The organism is Streptomyces sp. H27-C3 (assembly GCF_030063415.1).
Taxonomy (GTDB): domain Bacteria; phylum Actinomycetota; class Actinomycetes; order Streptomycetales; family Streptomycetaceae; genus Streptomyces.
The window spans coordinates 285,261-299,907 of the sequence record NZ_JASITA010000001.1 but is presented as its reverse complement, the minus strand read 5'-3'; the positions used below and the strand labels follow the sequence as shown (position 1 = coordinate 299,907).

At 71.1% G+C, this 14,647-nt stretch carries 16 protein-coding genes and 1 pseudogene; 8 read left to right on the top strand and 9 right to left on the bottom strand.

Translation table 11 applies throughout. The features are described from left to right. Nucleotides 1–83: 83 nt before the first annotated feature. Nucleotides 84–1,448: a dipeptidase gene (locus QMK30_RS01145; RefSeq protein WP_283515181.1), complete on the bottom strand. Its 1,365-nt coding sequence runs from the start codon at nucleotides 1,446–1,448 to the stop codon at nucleotides 84–86. Between the two features lie 155 nt (nucleotides 1,449–1,603). On the opposite strand from QMK30_RS01145, the gene QMK30_RS01140 reads away from it, so the two are divergent. Beyond that, entirely contained in the window at nucleotides 1,604–2,896 is a 1,293-nt protein-coding gene (locus QMK30_RS01140; RefSeq protein ID WP_283515180.1) for a geranylgeranyl reductase family protein, read from the top strand. A gap of 3 nt (nucleotides 2,897–2,899) precedes the next feature. On the opposite strand, the gene QMK30_RS01135 is transcribed toward QMK30_RS01140, so the two are convergent. Then, the gene (locus QMK30_RS01135) at nucleotides 2,900–3,349 is read right to left on the bottom strand and encodes a nitroreductase family deazaflavin-dependent oxidoreductase (RefSeq protein WP_283515179.1); all 450 of its coding nucleotides are present in this window, start codon (nucleotides 3,347–3,349) and stop codon (nucleotides 2,900–2,902) included. Nucleotides 3,350–3,473: 124 nt separating this feature from the next. Between QMK30_RS01135 and QMK30_RS01130 the strand changes: the two genes are divergently transcribed. From QMK30_RS01130 to QMK30_RS01120, 3 genes are all read left to right on the top strand, one after another. Then, nucleotides 3,474–4,208, top strand: coding sequence for a TetR/AcrR family transcriptional regulator (locus QMK30_RS01130; RefSeq protein ID WP_283515178.1), 735 nt, complete (start codon nucleotides 3,474–3,476; stop codon nucleotides 4,206–4,208). 179 nt (nucleotides 4,209–4,387) lie between these two features. Further along, on the top strand, nucleotides 4,388–5,626 hold the full coding sequence (locus QMK30_RS01125) for a sensor histidine kinase (protein WP_283515177.1): 1,239 nt from the start codon (nucleotides 4,388–4,390) through the stop codon (nucleotides 5,624–5,626). Then, nucleotides 5,623–6,288, top strand: a complete 666-nt coding sequence (locus tag QMK30_RS01120; RefSeq protein ID WP_283515176.1) for a response regulator — start codon at nucleotides 5,623–5,625, stop codon at nucleotides 6,286–6,288. Before QMK30_RS01125 ends, QMK30_RS01120 begins: the two co-directional genes overlap by 4 nt. On the opposite strand, the gene QMK30_RS01115 is transcribed toward QMK30_RS01120, so the two are convergent. From QMK30_RS01115 to QMK30_RS01100, 4 genes are all read right to left on the bottom strand, one after another. Then, nucleotides 6,249–6,527 carry a DUF6332 family protein gene (locus tag QMK30_RS01115; RefSeq protein ID WP_283515175.1) on the bottom strand — a complete coding sequence of 93 codons (279 nt, stop codon included), beginning with the start codon at nucleotides 6,525–6,527 and terminating at the stop codon, nucleotides 6,249–6,251. The two genes, QMK30_RS01120 and QMK30_RS01115, sit on opposite strands and share 40 nt — an antisense overlap. Then, on the bottom strand, nucleotides 6,499–7,002 hold the full coding sequence (locus QMK30_RS01110) for a maleylpyruvate isomerase N-terminal domain-containing protein (protein WP_502963037.1): 504 nt from the start codon (nucleotides 7,000–7,002) through the stop codon (nucleotides 6,499–6,501). The genes QMK30_RS01115 and QMK30_RS01110 overlap by 29 nt, the downstream gene beginning before the upstream one ends. A gap of 30 nt (nucleotides 7,003–7,032) precedes the next feature. Then, the gene (locus QMK30_RS01105; RefSeq protein WP_283515174.1) at nucleotides 7,033–7,383 is read right to left on the bottom strand and encodes an SCO4225 family membrane protein; all 351 of its coding nucleotides are present in this window, start codon (nucleotides 7,381–7,383) and stop codon (nucleotides 7,033–7,035) included. A gap of 79 nt (nucleotides 7,384–7,462) precedes the next feature. After that, nucleotides 7,463–8,731, bottom strand: a complete 1,269-nt coding sequence (locus QMK30_RS01100) for an MFS transporter (RefSeq protein ID WP_283515173.1) — start codon at nucleotides 8,729–8,731, stop codon at nucleotides 7,463–7,465. A gap of 132 nt (nucleotides 8,732–8,863) precedes the next feature. Between QMK30_RS01100 and QMK30_RS01095 the strand changes: the two genes are divergently transcribed. From QMK30_RS01095 to QMK30_RS01085, 3 genes and pseudogenes are all read left to right on the top strand, one after another. Further along, complete coding sequence (locus QMK30_RS01095) at nucleotides 8,864–10,087, top strand: ROK family protein (protein WP_283515172.1); 1,224 nt, start codon at nucleotides 8,864–8,866, stop codon at nucleotides 10,085–10,087. A gap of 56 nt (nucleotides 10,088–10,143) precedes the next feature. Next, on the top strand, nucleotides 10,144–11,103 hold the full coding sequence (gene pip, locus QMK30_RS01090) for a prolyl aminopeptidase (protein ID WP_283515171.1): 960 nt from the start codon (nucleotides 10,144–10,146) through the stop codon (nucleotides 11,101–11,103). 256 nt (nucleotides 11,104–11,359) lie between these two features. Next, nucleotides 11,360–11,655 (top strand): annotated as a pseudogene (locus QMK30_RS01085) (FtsX-like permease family protein); the annotation flags it as partial. Nucleotides 11,656–11,702: 47 nt separating this feature from the next. On the opposite strand, the gene QMK30_RS01080 reads toward QMK30_RS01085, so the two are convergent. Together QMK30_RS01080 and QMK30_RS01075 are read right to left on the bottom strand one after the other, a co-directional pair. Further along, the gene (locus tag QMK30_RS01080; RefSeq protein WP_283515170.1) at nucleotides 11,703–12,185 is read right to left on the bottom strand and encodes an ATP-binding protein; all 483 of its coding nucleotides are present in this window, start codon (nucleotides 12,183–12,185) and stop codon (nucleotides 11,703–11,705) included. Nucleotides 12,186–12,354: 169 nt separating this feature from the next. Further along, nucleotides 12,355–12,687 (bottom strand): hypothetical protein, encoded by a 333-nt coding sequence (locus QMK30_RS01075; RefSeq protein WP_283515169.1) that lies wholly within the window; start codon nucleotides 12,685–12,687, stop codon nucleotides 12,355–12,357. Nucleotides 12,688–12,950: 263 nt separating this feature from the next. Here QMK30_RS01075 and QMK30_RS01070 point away from each other — a divergent pair, with 263 nt between their 5' ends. After that, nucleotides 12,951–14,114, top strand: a complete 1,164-nt coding sequence (locus tag QMK30_RS01070; RefSeq protein WP_283515168.1) for a PLP-dependent cysteine synthase family protein — start codon at nucleotides 12,951–12,953, stop codon at nucleotides 14,112–14,114. Here the strand turns inward: QMK30_RS01070 and QMK30_RS01065 are convergent. Beyond that, the gene (locus QMK30_RS01065) at nucleotides 14,111–14,608 is read right to left on the bottom strand and encodes an SRPBCC family protein (RefSeq protein WP_283515167.1); all 498 of its coding nucleotides are present in this window, start codon (nucleotides 14,606–14,608) and stop codon (nucleotides 14,111–14,113) included. The genes QMK30_RS01070 and QMK30_RS01065 overlap by 4 nt on opposite strands. Nucleotides 14,609–14,647: the final 39 nt, after the last annotated feature.

Below are 14,647 nucleotides of genomic sequence, written 5' to 3'. Positions count from 1 at the left end.
TAGACAAGGGGGATCGTCCGCCGCACGGATCCTCGCTGTCGGCGACTTCGCCGTCAGCCGAGTCCGGCCGGGTGCCGGGCCGCTCAGGCCTTCTTGGACTGTGCGTAGTTGAGCAGGAACAGCGCCTCGGTGACCGACAGCCGCTCCAGTTCCTCGGGCGAGACGCTCTCGTTCACCGCGTGGATCTGCGCCTCCGGCTCACTCAGCCCGATGAGCAGGATCTCCGCCTCGGGGTAGAGCGCGGAAAGGGTGTTGCACAGCGGGATCGAGCCGCCCATACCGGACGCCTGCATCTCCTCGCCCGGGTACGCCACGCGCATCGCGTCCGCCATCGAGGTGTACGCCGGGCTGGTGATGTCGGCCTTGAACGGTTGGCCCTGGCCCACCTGCTCCACCGAGACCCGCGCGCCCCACGGCGTATGCGATTCGAGGTGCGCGGTCAGCAGCTTGGTGGCGTCGGCCGCGTCCTGGCCCGGCGGCACCCGCAGGCTGATCTGTGCGCGCGCACTGGCCTGCAGCGACGGAGTGGCGCCAACCACCGGCGGGCAGTCGATGCCGATGACGGTCACCGCGGGGCGGGCCCAGATGCGGTCGGCGACGCTGCCCTCGCTGATCAGCCGGACGCCGTCGAGCACCCTGGCGTCCTTGCGGAACTCCGCCTCGGGGTACTCCAGACCGTCCCAGGATGCGTCCGAGGTCAGCCCGTCCACGGTCGTCGTGCCGTCCTCGTCGCGCAGCGAGGCCAGCAGTTGGATGAGCGCGGCGAGCGCGTCCGGGGCGGCGCCACCGAACTGGCCCGAGTGCAGGTTTCCTTCGAGGGTGTCGATGCGCACGCGCAGCATGGTCATGCCGCGCAGGGTCGCGGTCACCGTCGGCAGGCCCACCCGGAAGTTGCCGGTGTCGCCGATAACGATGGTGTCCGCGGTCAGCAGATCGGGATGCGCCTCGGCGTACCGCTCCAGGCCCCCGGTGCCCTGCTCCTCCGAACCCTCCGCGATCACCTTCACGGAGACCGGGATGCCACCGTTGGCCTTGAGGGCGCGCAGCGCGAGCAGGTGCATGATGAAGCCGCCCTTGCAGTCCGCCGCGCCGCGCCCGTACCAGCGGCCGTCGCGGTCGGTCAGCTCGAAGGGCGGGGACACCCAGGCGTCCTCGTCGAGCGGTGGCTGCACGTCGTAGTGCGCGTACAGCAGAACGGTCGGGGCGTCCGCAGGGCCGGGCAGGAAACCGTAGACCGACTGGGTGCCGTCGGGGGTGTCCAGGAGCGCGACGTCCCCGAAGCCCTCGGAGCGCAGCGCGTCGGCGACCCAGTTCGCGGCGGCCTCGCACTCGCTCTTCGGGAACTGGGCCTGGTCCGCCACCGACTGGAAGGCCACCAGCTCGGTCAGCTCCGTTTTGGCGCGGGGCATCAGTGAGGCGATGGTCTCGGCGATCGGATGGACGGTCATGGGCACGCTCCTCGTGGGTGCGACGTTGAGATACGTGTACGTGTTCGTATGGCACGGACAGGGGCGATCCTCCCACAGGGAGACAGGTCGGCCCCGAGCCGTAGGATGCGGTCAGCAGTACGGGCCACCGGGCGGATCAGGAGCAGAAGCACATCGTGAGCAGCGAGAACGCAGACGCCGGACGTGAAAACGAACAACCGGTGTGGGACGTCGTAGTGGTCGGCGCCGGGCCCGCGGGGGCCTCGGCAGCCTATGCGGCCGGGGTCGCGGGACGGCGCGTACTCCTGTTGGAGAAGGCGTCGCTCCCGCGCTACAAGACATGCGGGGGCGGCATCATCGGGCCGTCGCGCGACGCGCTGCCGCCGGGCTTCGAACTGCCCTTCAGGGACCGCGTGCACGCCGTGACGTTCTCACTGGACGGGAAGCTGACACGGACACGCCGCTCGAAGCAGATGCTCTTCGGCCTCATCAACCGGCCGGAGTTCGACGCCGGCCTGGTGGCGGAGGCGCAGAAGGTCGGTGCCGTCCTGCGCACCGGCGCGACGGTGGCGCGCGTCGAGCAGCACGGCGCGGCCGTGCCGGACCGGCGCACGGTGGCCGTCGTCCTGTCGGACGGCGAGACGGTGCTGGCCCGTGCGGTGGTCGGCGCCGACGGCAGCGCCAGCCGGATAGGGGCGCATGTCGGGGTGAAGCTCGACCATGTGGACCTCGGCCTGGAGGCGGAGATCCCGGTGCCGGCGACGGTCGCCGAGGACTGGGCGGGTCGGGTGCTCATCGACTGGGGCCCGATGCCCGGGAGTTACGGCTGGGTGTTCCCGAAGGGGGAGACCCTGACGGTCGGGGTGATCTCGGAGCGCGGCGAGGGCGCCGAGACCAAGCGGTATCTGGAGGACTTCATCGCCCGGCTCGGCCTCGCCGGGTTCGAGCCCGCGCTGTCCTCCGGACATCTGACGCGGTGCCGCAGCGACGACTCGCCGCTGTCGCGCGGCCGGGTGCTGGTGTGCGGGGACGCCGCCGGACTGCTGGAGCCGTGGACGCGCGAGGGGATCTCCTTCGCGTTGCGTTCCGGGCGGCTCGCGGGTGAGTGGGCCGTGCGGATCGCGGAGACGCAGGATGCCGTGGACGCCCGCCGCCAGGCGCTGAACTACGCCTTCGCGATCAAGGCGGGGCTCGGCGTGGAGATGGGCGTCGGGCGGCGGATGCGCACGCTCTTCGAGAAGCGGCCGGGCATGCTGCACGCGGCGCTCACCGGATTCCGCCCCGCGTGGAAGGCGTTCGCGGGGATCGCCCGCGGATCGACCACGATGGCGGAGATGGTGCGTTCGCACCCGATGGCGCAGCGTGCGCTGAGCGCGATGGACCGCAGGTCGTTGTCCGACAAGCCATCGTCCGAGAAGTCGTTGTCAGGCCAGTCCTCGTCCGACAAGTCGTCGCTCGACAAGGAGTGACTGTCAGCCTGTGACGGTGATGCGGAAGACGGGGTGGTCGGGGGCGATGCGGCGCAGCTCCTCGGTGGAGGAGTCCGGTCCCACGCCGCCGAAGAAGACCCCGATTTCCGCCTTCCAGCGCTTGAGGTAGGCGCGGAGGAGCTCGGGCTTCTCGTCGTCGGTCACCTCGGTGGCGGTGAACACCTCGGTCTTCTTGCCGAGGTGCAGTTCACCGCCGCCGGCGGCCCGCATGTTGTGTGTCCACTGGACGTGTCCGCGGGGCGCCACGAGGTACTTGTCGCCCTCCGCGGTCAGCAGATTGACCGGGGTGCGGCGCCACTCACCGCTCTTACGGCCGCGGACCGCCAGCACTCGGGAGCCCCAGACACTGAGTCCGCGCCGGGTGAGCCAGGCGATGGTGCCGTTGAGGACGTTCACTGTGAACCAGCCGGGCTTCTGCACGTGCGTGGACATCGTGTACCCCTAGTTTTGTGAGCACTGCTCTCGCTTGAGAGCAGTGTGCACGAGTTCCGTGGTCCAAAGCAAGAGCAGTGCTCTCGTTATTGGTCGGTGCTCTCTGGCATGTCAGACTGCTCCAATGAGCACCATGCGCGGAGCCAGGGAACGAGCCCGTATCGAAGTCACCGCGGCCATCAAGGAAGAGGCCCGCAGACAGCTTGCCGCCGAAGGCGCGGCAAAGCTCTCGCTGCGCGCCGTCGCCCGCGAACTCGGCATGGTCTCATCGGCGCTCTACCGCTACTTCCCGAGCCGCGACGACCTCCTGACCGCCCTGATCGTCGACGCGTACGACGCCGTGGGCGCCGCCGCCGAGGCGGCCCTCGCCCGGCAGTCCGCCCGCGCCGCGCATCCGGAGCGCTGGGGCGCCGTCTGCCTGGCCGTGCGCACCTGGGCACTCGCCCATCCCCACGAATACGCCCTGATCTTCGGCTCGCCGGTCCCCGGCTACACCGCCCCCCCGACGACCGTCGGCCCCGCCTCCCGCGTCGGCCAGGCACTCATCTCCGTCCTGCGCGACGCCCACCGCATGAACGGTCTCGCCGTCCCGCGCCTCACGGCCGAACTGCGTCCCGAGGCGGAGCGGCTGGCCGCCGATGTGGCGCCGGACCTGCCCCCGCCGGTCGTCGCCGCCCTGATCGCCGTCTGGGCCCAGCTCTTCGGCCTGATCTCCTTCGAGGTCTTCGGCCAGTTCAACCGGATCGTGGAGGACCGCGACGCGTTCTTCGCGCACTCCACAGCGGGCCTCGCCCGCACCGTGGGCCTGATCGGCGGGCGGAAAGCGGGACCCGGCAGTCGGACGGCCCCCCAGCGGTGACACGGCATCCTGGCGCGGCGTCCTGGCGCCGCGTCCTGACCCGGCGCCCGCGCGACGGGTGCACGGGCCGAACGGTATGAACCTGCCCAAATGCCGTGGCCGGCTACTACGCAGGGAGTACACGTGATCACCTCGCCCGGCCGACGCCCGGCCGCTGCCGCAGGTCTAGCGTGGCCGGTATGAAAGCGCAGCAGGAACTTGGCCCCGGCGGTTCCCCCCGAGAGCGGGGCGGATCGCCGGCGTGGCGTGCCTGGCCGCTCCGGCCGCTGGGTAACGGTCTGCCCTGGGCCTCGACTCTCGTCCTGGCCGTGTTCGTGCAGGTGGGTTCGGCGTTCGCGGCGCACGGCCAGCTCGGCGAGCGTGAGCCGCTGGACCTCTTCGCCCGGCTGCTGCTGGCCGCGGGTCCTGCCGCGCTCCTGGCGCGCCGGCGCTTCCCGGTGTTCGCCGTGTTCGGCGCATCGGTGACCGTGATGATCTATCTGGGCGCCGGATATCCGTACGGGCCGGTCTTCGTCACCGCCGCCGTGGGCTGCTTCAGTGCCCTGGTCACCGGGCACCGGAAAGCGGCCTGGTGGTCGCTCGGGATGCTCTGGCTGGGGCATCTGGCGCTCGCGCACGGTCTCTACCGGTGGCTGCCGCCCGACGGGGGGCAGGAGGCGCCCTGGTCCCAGGAACTGGTGGTCGCCGCCTGGGTGGTGGCCATCGCGGCCGCCGCGGAGCTCGTGCGGGTACGCCAGGAGCAGTGGGCCCGCGAGCGCGTCGAGCGCGCGGAGGCCGAGAAGCGCCGAGCCGACGAGGAGCGGCTTCGGATCGCCCGTGAGCTGCACGACGTACTCGCCCACAGCATCTCGGTCATCAATGTTCAGGCCGGAGTCGGCCTGGCCCTGCTGGACTCCGCCCCGGAGCAGGCGCGTTCCGCTCTGACCACCATCAAGGCCGCGAGCAAGGAGGCGCTGGGCGAGGTGCGGCAGGTGCTCGACACGCTGCGGACGCCCGGCGACGCACCGCGCGCCCCGGCGCCCGGACTCGACCGCCTCGGCGAACTCGTCGAGCAGGCCTCGGGTGCGGGGCTCACCGTCGAGATCGAGACCGACGGCTTACGTGCCGCCCTGCCGCCCGGCGCCGACCTGGCAGCCTTCCGCATCATCCAGGAGGCCCTGACCAATGTGGTCAGGCACTCCGGATCGCGCAGCGCCCGGGTCAGGCTCGGCTACACCTTGGGCCGCCTGGACCTGCGGATCGACGACGAAGGGCCGGCCACCACCGGCGGCGACGCGGGTGGCAGCGGCAACGGTCTGGTGGGAATGCGCGAGCGCGCGGCGTCCCTCGGTGGCACCATCGAGGCCGGGCCGCGCCCGGACGGTGGCTTCCGGGTGGAGGCCACCCTGCCCCTTGCCGCGCCGAAGGAGAACTCGTGATCCGCGTACTGCTCGCCGACGACCAGGCGTTGGTGCGGGCGGGCTTCCGCGCCCTGCTGACCGCGCAGTCCGACATCGAGGTGGCCGGTGAGGCGGCGGACGGTGAGGAGGCGGTTCGCCTGGTGCGCGAACTGCGCCCCGACGTCGTACTGATGGACATCCGCATGCCGCTGCTCGACGGCCTCGCCGCCACCCGTGGCATCACTGACACTCCCTCGCTCGACGGCGTGAAGGTCATCATGCTGACCACCTTCGAGCTCGACGAGTACGTCTTCGAGGCGATCCGCTCCGGGGCCTCGGGCTTCCTCGTGAAGGACACTGAGCCGGAGGAACTGCTGCGCGCGGTAAGGGCGGTGGTGGAGGGGGACGCGCTGCTCTCGCCCGGCGTGACGCGAAGGCTGATCGCGGAGTTCGCGGCCCGCTCCAAGGAGCCGGCGCACGCCGAGGTACTGAACCAGCTCACCGAGCGGGAGCGTGAAGTGATGGCCCTGGTCGGCATCGGGCTCACCAACGACGAGATCGCCCGTAGGCTCGTCGTCAGTCCGCTCACCGCCAAGACCCACGTCAGCCGCACCATGGTGAAGCTCGGCGCCCGCGACCGGGCCCAACTGGTCGTGCTCGCCTACGAGTCGGGGCTGGTGCGGCCGGGCTGGCTGGGCTGAGTGCCGGGTGCGCCCTTGTAGCGCCACAGCACATGCACGACCCGCAGGACGTAGACGGCGCCGGCCAGTGAACAGCCTGCCACCAGCATGACCTTGTTCACGGCCGGTGAGGAGACCAGGAGATACACGGGCGCGGTGACCGCGGCGAAGGAAACACCTGCCAGGACGGCCGCACTCAGCAGTGCGTAACCGATCTCGACGGTTATCGCGTCATGCTGGGCCCGCGTCCTTGTCGTCATGACGTGAAGCTTCACAGGGTGTCGGGCCGACGGGCAAGTGGATGCTCAGGACCAGGTGATGCCCGACTTCTCGCGCCCACAGTGCGGCGAGTGCGGCGTCGCCCGTCGAGGTCACGGCGCCGAGCGGCAGCCGGTTCCAGGGCGTCAGGTGGAGCCGCTCGGCGGGGCCGATCAACTCGTAGTCGGGCGCGGCCTTTTCGGCAGCCTCCCTACCCGCATTGGCCGGCTTTCCGTGCACGGCCCGCAGTGCCTCCTGGGACAGCCGCACGGTCCATACGTCGCCCGAATAGGACGCGTGTCCCTCCAGGACGTACATCGCCGCCCAGCGGTGCAACATGCCGGTGTGTCGCAGCAGATCCCGCACCTGCCAGTCGGGGCAGGTGGGCACCTCGGCGCCGGGGCCCGCACGCTCCGAGGCGGCGGCCAGCAACAGGACTTCCCGGCCGAGGCAGTTGATGTGTTCGGCGATGTCCATGCCGAAAATTGTGCCAGCGAAAGCGGCGAGTCAGGCGCCCTGGGGACGAGCGGGGCTCGCGGCGCCGCGCAGCAGGCGGACGAACAGGCCGAGCGCGAGTGACTGGATCAGGACGGAGAGCACCAGGGCGACGTACAGGAACCCGGCGGACCCGGTCACGGCCTCCCCGAACATCGAGCCACCGATGAAGAAAGCGAAGATCGTCGGCGCGGCGAGGAGCAGCAGCCACACACCGGCGAGCGAGGCGTCCTCATGGGTGACGAAGAGCGTGTCGATCGCGACGAACACCGCGGTCGCGGCGACCACGCTCAGGTAGACGAGCGAGGCGCGGTTGCGGAATGTCAGTTGCACGAGGTCGTGCAGGCGTTGCCGGGAGCTCATGGTCTTCTCCTCCTGCGGGCGGCTGAGCGGATGCCCTCATGGTGCTCCGGGCGCGCCTCCTTCGCCTGAGTACGCCTACTCATCCTCGTCCTCGTCCGGGTCGGGCGGACGACGCGTTGCGTGCGGAGTACCCCAGCAGGGCGGCAGCGGCGGCGAGCAGCGCCACCGTGGTCAGCGCGACGGGCAGGGAGAACCAGTCGGCGAGGAAGCCGATGGCGGGCGGGCCCAGCAGCATGCCGCCGTACCCGAGCGTGGACGCCGCCGCGACACCGCTGGGCCCGGCCAGCGCCCCGGCCCTGCCGACCGCCACGGGAAAGATGTTCGCCAGGCCGAGTCCGGTCACGGCGAAGCCGAGCAGGGTGAGCCAGGTGGTGGGGGCGAGCGCGCCGAGCAGCATGCCGCCGGCCGCCAGCAGGCCGCCGCCGACGAGCGTGCGGGTCTGGCCGAGCCGCTCCAGCAGCGTGCTTCCGCTGAGCCTGCCAGCCGCCATGGCCAGCGCGAACAGCGAGTACCCGGCCGCCGCGACGCCCGTGCGGGCCTGGAGGTCCTGCTGGAGGTGGAGCGTCCCCCACTCGGCCAGCGCCCCTTCGCCGTACGCCGTGCACAGCGCGATGACGCCGAAGAGCGCGACGACCTTGCGGGTCCTGACGTTCATCGGCCGGGAGCCTGTTGTCGCTGTCGCTGTCGCTGTCGCTGTCGCTGTCGCTGTCGCTTCCGTGCGCTCGGGGGCGGGTGCCGGGTGGCGCAGAAGCGTGGGGCCGGTGACGGCCGTGACCAGGAGCCCGATGCCGGTCAGCGCCAGCAGATGGGTGGTGGGGGAGAGGCTGCCCGCCACCAGGCCGCCGAGACCGGCGCCGGCCATGCCGCCGAAGCTGAACGCGGCGTGGAAACTCGACATCACCGGGCGTCGCATGGCCGCGACCAGATCGACCGCCGCGCTGTTCATGGCGACATTCGCGCCGCCGTACGCGGCGCCGAACAACAGCAGTACGAGCCCGAGCGCGAGCGTCGAGTGCGTCTGGGCCGGCAGCGCGATGCTCAGCGACAGGAGCACACCGCAGACCACGGTCACCGCATGGCTACCGAAGCGACGGCAGAGCCTCCCAGTGAGCATCATCGTGATCACCGCGCCTCCGGACACCCCGAGGAGGGCGAGGCCGAGATCGCTCGCGGAGGAGCCGGTCTGCTCCTTGATGGCGGGGATGCGGACCACCCAGCCGGCGAAGAGAAAGCCGTCGAGGGCGAAGAACACGGTCAGCGCGGTACGGAGGCGGGACAGGGAGGCTGCGGCGGTGTGCGCGCCCTCGTTCCCCGGGGCGGCCGACCGTAGTTTGTTTAGTAGCGGCACTAAGTGAGCATAGGGGCCGGACCCCGATCCGGACAAGACGTGTGGTGAGAGTGGGGGCAAAGGGCCGACAGCGCCCCGGGGTAAGGGGAGCCGGACCCGGACGATCTTCGAGAACATGGGAGACTCGCCCCCATGAACGGCAAGGCGAGCACCATCAGGACACGGCTGGAGAGAGGCCGGAGCGCGCTCGGGCCTGCCCTGGAACTGGTGCACACGGGCCGGGCGCCCACCCGTGCCGTCCTCACCGCCGAGCTCGGCGTCACCCGGGCCACCGCGGGCGCGGTCGCCGCCGAGCTGGAAGCGCTCGGGCTGATCCAGGTCGACTCCAGGCCGGGGGCCGCGGCCGGTTCGCAGGGCCGCCCCTCGCACCGGCTGACCGTCAACGACTCGGGCCCCGTCGTCCTCGCGGCCCAGGTCCACGCCGACGGTTTCCGGGCGGCGCTCGTCGCCCTCGGCGGCCGGATCGTGGCCACCGCACCCGGCTGCGAGGCGGTCTCGGCCGACCCCGCGCAGGTCCTCGGATCGGTGGTCGACGCCGGCGCCGGGCTGCTGCGCGACACCGGGCTGCGCTGCGTCGGCGCGGGCCTCGCCGTGCCGTCCGCCGTGGCCGAACCGGAGGGCACCGCACTCAACCCGCTGCACCTCGCGTGGCCCGCCGGCGCGCCGGTCTGCGACATCTTCGCCGAGCAGGTACGCGCGGCGGGCATCGAAGGCCCCGCCTTCACCGGCAACGACGTCAACCTCGCCGCCCTGGCCGAGCATCGCCACGGCGCGGGCCGCGGCGCCGAGCACCTGCTCTGCGTCGCCACCGGACACCGCGGCGTGGGCGGGGCCCTGGTGCTCGACGGCCGCCTGCATACCGGCAGTTCGGGCCTCGCCCTGGAGGTCGGCCACCTCACGGTCAACCCCGAGGGCCGCCCCTGCTACTGCGGCAGTCGAGGCTGCCTCGACGTCGAGGCCGACCCGCTCGCCTTCCTCACCGCCGCGGGCCGCGCCCCGGGCCCCGAGGTCTCGCTGCTCCAGCAGTCCCGCGATCTGCTGCGCGACGAGTACGGCGACCCCACGGTACGGGCGGCGGCCGAGGAGATCGTCGACCGTCTCGGTCAGGGCCTGGCAGGCCTCGTCAACATCCTCAACCCGGACCGCATCATCCTCGGAGGCCTGCACCGCGAGCTGCTCGACGCCGACCCGGAGCGGCTGCGCGCCGTCGTGGCCGACCGCAGCCTGTGGGGGCGCAGCGGCGGCGTACCCATCCTGCCGTGCACCCTCGACCACAACAGCCTGGTCGGGGCGGCCGAGTTGGCCTGGCAGCCGGTGCTAGACGACCCGCTGGCCGCGCTTGCGGGTGCCGGATAGGCCACGTACGTTTCCCTGCCGCACCGGGCGCGCCCGAAACCGAAGGGGACCATGACATGGCCGAGCTCTATCCGCCCATCGAGCCGTACGACGAGGGCATGCTCGATGTCGGTGACGGCAACCTGATCCACTGGGAGGTCAGCGGCAATCCGGAGGGCAAGCCCGCGGCCTTCGTCCACGGCGGCCCCGGTTCGGGCTGCAAGCCCCGCCTGCGCCAGTACTTCGACCCCGAGCGCTACCGGATCGTGCTCTTCGACCAGCGGGGCTGCGGCCGCAGCACGCCGCACGCCAGTGACCCCGCCACCGACATGAGTCACAACACGACCCACCATCTGATCCGTGACATGGAGCAGTTGAGGGAGCATCTGGGGATCGACCGCTGGTTGCTCTTCGGCGGCTCGTGGGGCTCCACGCTGATCCTCACGTACGCCGAGCGGCATCCGCAGCAGGTGTCGGAGATCGTCATCTGTGGTGTCACGATGAGCAGGCGCTCGGAGATCGACTGGCTCTACCGGGGTGTCGCGCGGTTCTTCCCCGAGGCGTGGGACCGGTTCAGGGCGGGCGTCCCCGAGACCGACCTGGACGGTGACCTCCTCGCGGCGTACGCGCGACTGGTGTCGGACCCCGACCCGGGAGTGCGGGCGAAGGCCACCGCCGACTGGTGCGCGTGGGAGGACGCGGTGCTCTCCCTCGAACCGCACGGCAGCGCCAACCCGTACGGCGACCGCCCGTCGGCGGACCGTGTCTCCCTGGTCCGTATCGCCTCCCACTACTTCTCCCACGGCGCCTGGCTGGACGAGGGCGAAATCCTGCGCGACGCGGACCGGTTGGCCAAGATCCCCGGCGTCCTGCTGCACGGCCGCCACGACCTGAGCAGCCCGCACGGCAGTGCCTGGGAACTCGCACGCGCCTGGCCCGCCGCGGAGCTCGTGGTGGTCGACGACTCGGGCCACAAGGGCAGCCCGTCCATGCGGGACCTGGAGCTCGGGGTGCTCGACCGGTTCGCAAGGCAGTGAGTACATAACGACCTCGGGGGCCATGGAGCGTGGATCAGCGAGCGGCGTCGACCGATGACAACGCCGGAGGCGGAGTCGCGGGGCGTCGGGAGCCCGCGCACTATTGCCCCCGAGGTCGTAAGCTCGCTGACGCTGGATCAGAGTCGGTCGGCCACCCGCGCCCCGGGGGTGCGTTCGCGGTGCGGCTCGGCACGGTAGGGAGCTCGCTGGGCACCCCCGGCGAGCTCCGTACGGTGCGGAGAACGGACCAGCAAACTTGGGCCTACTGCGCGCGGTCGGCCAGACCAGGGCGCAGCTGCGTGCCGTGGTCCGCTGGGGATCGGTGCTGGTCGCGGCCTTCGGCACGGTGGGCGGGGTGGTCCTCGGCGGTCTCCTCGCGGCTGGGTGCTCGTCAAGGCCTCCGAGGGCGCGGGCGACACCGCGTTCGCGGTGCCCCCGGTGCAGCTCACCGCGGTCGCGCTGGTCGGGCTCGCAGCCGGCGCGCCGGCGGCCCTGCGGCCGGCGAGCAGGGCGGCGCCCTTGGGCGTCCTGCTCGCCATCGCCACGGACTGACGCCGTGACGGACTGACGCCGTGACGGAACCCGGCACCTGTGCCCGGTCAGCCCACCACGGCCGACCCCGCGACGGTGCGCCCGTGCGGCGCGGTCGCGCCGTACACCGGGTTCGTGGGCAGCGTCGCGGCGAGTGGCGCCGTGGGCAGCGTGAACCACACGATCTTGCCCGCGTCGCCCTGCGGACGTACGCCCCAGCTCTCGCTGACCGCCTCTATCAGGGCGAGGCCGCGACCGCAGGTGTCGAACTCTTCGGCGGCGCCGACCGTGGGAATGCGCGGATCGTGGTCGTGGACCGACACCGTGAGGTGTTCGAGCAACTGCTCGATCTCCACGACGCACATCTTGTCCGGCTCCGCGTGCCGGTGCACGTTGGTCAGCAGCTCGGTGACGCCGAGCGCTGCCGGGTCGATCAGAGAATCCAGATGCCAGTAGCGCAATTGCGCCGAGATGATTCTGCGGACCTGGCCGATCCGCGACGGCAGAGCTTGAAGTTCCACCGTGCAGTGCTTGCTTGACTGACTGATCACGGCTGCGACTCCCCGAATGAGGTCCGGAAGAAGACGAAGAACGGATCCAGCAGTGGCTGCCTGCTGATTGGTCCGGCGGTGTAATCCGAGCGTTACCGCCGGTGCACCCTGAGTAACGTCCAACCAGAGTCCCCCAGGGGCTGCCCGTCCGCAACTCGCGTCTCGTCAATCACGCGCCCCCTGGATGTTCCGGGGGGGTCCGTGCGCTGCGGATCGCCTCCAGAAACCGGTGGGCCAGTTCCGCCCCGTCGGGCTTGCGTCCGCGATGGCCCATGGTGAGCCGGTAGCGGGTGCCGTTGACCGTCGCCACCGTGCTGTCGTCCCCGGCGAACCAGGCCTTGCTCGCCTGTACGGAGCCCAGCGGCGCACTGTCGATCTCCCGCCCATTACTCGTGAGCAGGACCAGCCTGCCGTCCTTGACCAGCACCTGGCCGGCCTTGGTGAGTGAGCGGGGCCAACGCTCTATCCGTACGCCCGTAGCACTGAATTCGGGCTCCGCCATTCCACTTCGCCCCCTTCACGCACGCATGTGTCCTGTTGGGCAGTCTGCCCAAGCCTGGGCGTGCGCACCAGGGGCCCTGGGTGGTCGAATGCAAGAGGACGGGCCCGTGCCCCACTCCCGTCCCGCACGTCCCACAAGTGATTGCTATGGAAGCCCAAAGTGAACGTTTGTGCAGGTGAGAGGCTTAAAGTGGCAGGCGGGAGACAGGAGTCCCGCTGGTGGAAGCACCTGCCGCAGGGACGCCACGACGAGGAGTGCCCCGCATGAGCAGCACCACTGACCAGGCCCGCAGCGGCGTCGCCACGGCGACCATCGATGTGGACCGGAGTGATCCGGCGTACCGGGCCTGGCTCAAAGAAGCGGTCCGTAAGGTCCACGCCGACGCCAATCGCTCCGCGGACACCCACCTGCTGCGTTTCCCGCTGCCCGAGGAGTGGGGGATCGACCTGTACCTCAAGGACGAGTCCACCCACCCGACCGGCAGCCTCAAGCACCGGCTGGCCCGATCGCTCTTCCTCTACGGCCTGTGCAACGGCTGGATCAGGCCGGGGAAGCCGGTCATCGAGGCGTCCAGCGGCTCGACCGCGGTCTCCGAGGCGTACTTCGCGAAGCTGATCGGGGTGCCGTTCATCGCGGTGATGCCCCGCACGACCAGCCCCGAGAAGTGCCGCCTGATCGAATCCCACGGCGGTCAGTGCCACTTCGTGGACGACTCGCGGAAGATGTACGAGCAGTCGGCCGCCCTCGCCGCCGAGTCCGGTGGTCACTACATGGACCAGTTCACCTACGCGGAGCGGGCCACCGACTGGCGAGGCAACAACAACATCGCCGAATCGATCTACCAGCAGCTGAAGTTGGAGCGCTACCCGGAACCGGCCTGGATCGTCGCGACCGCCGGGACCGGCGGCACATCGGCGACCATCGCGCGCTACGTCCACTACATGCAGCACGACACCCGCATCTGTGTCCCCGACCCGGAGAACTCCTGTTTCTTCGACGGCTGGACCCGTCACGACATGCTCGCCACCAGCGACTGCAGCTCGCGCATCGAAGGCATCGGCAGGCCCCGCATGGAGCCGAGCTTCGTGCCCGGCGCCATCGACCGGATGATGAAGGTCCCGGACGCGGCGAGCGTCGCGGCCGTGCGCGCGCTGGAGCTGGCCATCGGCCGCAAGGCGGGCGGCTCCACCGGCACCGGCCTGTGGAGCGCGCTGAAAATCGTCGCGGAGATGGTCGCCGAGGGACGCACGGGCAGCGTGGTCACGCTGATCTGTGATCCCGGTGACCGCTACCTCGACAAGTACTACTCGGACACCTGGCTGGCGGAGCAGGGCCTGGACATCGCGCCGTACACCGAGGTCATCAACTCGCTGCTGGCCACCGGCATCTGGCCGGAGCTGCCGCGGGGTGCACCCGGGAGGCCTTAAGGGGTGTCCGACGGCTGCCCGGCGGGCCTGGCGAGCCGCCGGTCCAGGCTGCGCATCGCGTCGTGGAAGGCGCGGCCCAGGCCCGGCCGGGCCAGCCGAAGGAACACCCGCAGCGGCGCCGGGCCGGCCACCGCGAAGGTCCACCGGACGCGGGTGCCCGCGCCGGACGGGGTGAGGCGCCACTCCTCCAACAGGGCCCGCAGCGCCGGGGCGTTGGTCTCGTCGATGCGGTACGCGTACCGTTCGCCGGGCTCCGCCGCGAGGACCGTCTCCCGGAAGCGTGTGCCGCCCTTGAGTCCGACCTCGCGGCCCGCGCCGCCGTCCGTGGGCCGGGCGTAGGTCATCGCGCCGAACCAGCTGGGCCAGGCCTCGACATCCTCGGCGAGCGCCCGGTAGACGGCCTCGGGCGGGGCGGACACCTGGGCAGTGAAGATGAGGCGCACGGGCGCGGAGTCGACGAAATCGAGCTCCACAGGGCGGAGTCGGCGTGCCATGGACCTGCACCCCCAACGGGTTCGGTGGTGAACCGGGCC